Origin of the sequence: Falsigemmobacter intermedius, from assembly GCF_004054105.1 — a bacterium.
Taxonomy (GTDB): Bacteria; Pseudomonadota; Alphaproteobacteria; order Rhodobacterales; family Rhodobacteraceae; genus Wagnerdoeblera; species Wagnerdoeblera intermedia.
This window is the reverse complement of record NZ_SBLC01000134.1, coordinates 1-1,479: the sequence shown is the minus strand read 5'-3', so window position 1 is coordinate 1,479 and position 1,479 is coordinate 1. Positions and strand designations below refer to the sequence as shown.

The 1,479-nt window shown below is 54.9% G+C and carries 2 protein-coding genes; one reads left to right on the top strand and one right to left on the bottom strand.

Features of this window, described 5'->3' with window-relative positions:
• The first annotated feature begins 216 nt into the window (after positions 1-216).
• A complete protein-coding gene (locus EP867_RS19575) occupies positions 217-906 on the top strand; it encodes a DNA-binding protein (protein ID WP_128491090.1) in 690 nt (229 codons plus the stop codon).
• Positions 907-1,263: 357 nt separating this feature from the next.
• Here the strand turns inward: EP867_RS19575 and EP867_RS20145 are convergent.
• Positions 1,264-1,479: hypothetical protein (locus EP867_RS20145; RefSeq protein WP_206616401.1), on the bottom strand; the 216-nt coding region annotated here is incomplete at its 5' end.

Below are 1,479 nucleotides of genomic sequence, written 5' to 3'. Positions count from 1 at the left end.
GTTTTATATAGAAAATATAATGGTCAGGACAGCGAAATCAGCGCCTTACTTGGGAAATGTGGGCTAAGCCGGAGGAGGTTTCAAAAAGGTTAAAGTTTTACTCCCAATCAAGGACGGTTTACGTTGGGTTATCCTTATGCGGTTTATTTAGAAACTTCGTGTCACAGCGTATGTCTGCTATAAGAAAAGGGGTCGCTTGAAATTTGGAGGAGCAGCATGGGGCGGAAACCGAAATATACGAGAGAAGCGTTCGTTAATTTCTTCGCAGAGTACACGCGCGCTCACGGTGCTGGCCCCACCCAGGAGGTTATCCTGAATGAGCTTGGTGGCTCTGCGAGCACTGTCGCGCGTCACATGAAAGAACTGCGCGCGCTTGAAGAGGAGAAACAGGAGAAACTTCAGACTGTACTGCCAGACCAGATCGAGCGGATCCTTGCGGCACTTGCGGAAGAGCAGCGGCTCGCCGCCGTGCGCTTATACAGCGAGGCGCAGGGGCACAGTCTCCGGCACCGCGCCGCGGAAATGGCCGAAGCGGCAAAGCGCGAGCAGGCAGCAGCTCTGAAGATCAGCGAGCTTGAGGATGCTCTAACGGAAAGTGAGGCCCGGGCAGATCAGACCTTTGCTGACTTGAAAACCTCGCTCGCAAAGATAGAGGAGCAGCGGAAAGCTCTTGCAGAGCTGGAGCGCGGGAACGCAGTGCTGAGCGCAAAGATCGAAGCTGAAATCAGGGCCCACGAGCGGGCCGAAGAGCAACGGATTGCCGCAGAGGCTCAGCAAAAGGCTCTCGAGACGAGTATTGGCCAACTCATTGAGACCTTACGAGATTTAGGAAATGAGCAGCGCGAGGCCGTTGAACGCACCCGGGTAAGCAACGGGCATGATAAACTTCCGACTAAATCTCTCTGACTGCCAATCTCCGGGTGGCGACCTGCACCGCCGCGCCCGGCGATCATTTACAGACACCTGAGGTCGCGCGGGTCCGGCTTCTCCTGTCGGCCCGCTGATAACAGAAGTACGCTCTCTGACACTCAGATCGCGTTCCGGTCTAGTATTTCCGTGTTCCCACGACGTACTTCTGATGATCAGCGCCCTATCTGCGTCTCGGTTTATCGGCCGACCAGTTTGACGTAAGAAATGTGGCGGATCGGCCTTCGTGCGGCGCCTGAGCAGGCTTGCCCCAAGGCCCGATGGTCGCCTTAAATTGACCCTTTGCATGACCAGCACGCGCCAGCAGACCAATGTGCCTTTAATCCGCTTGAAGTTTCACAAAACAACGAAGAGCTCGTTCTGCGGGGTATGCTCGACCAACTCCTCCGGACTGATCACACCGCAGCGGAGTGCTGACAGAATGGTCTCTGCTGCGAAACGTGGCATAAGATCAGCGAGGTGGCCATCGCGCTCGTCAGATAAATATATGTGTGATTTTCCGCGCAGAACTGACCCGGGATTTCCATCGAGAAGTGACCCACCTTTGATTAT

Bases quoted from the DNA above. Each gene is read 5' to 3' on its own strand.
- EP867_RS19575 (WP_128491090.1), top strand. From the start codon at position 217: ATGGGGCGGAAACCGAAATATACGAGAGAAGCGTTCGTTAATTTCTTC.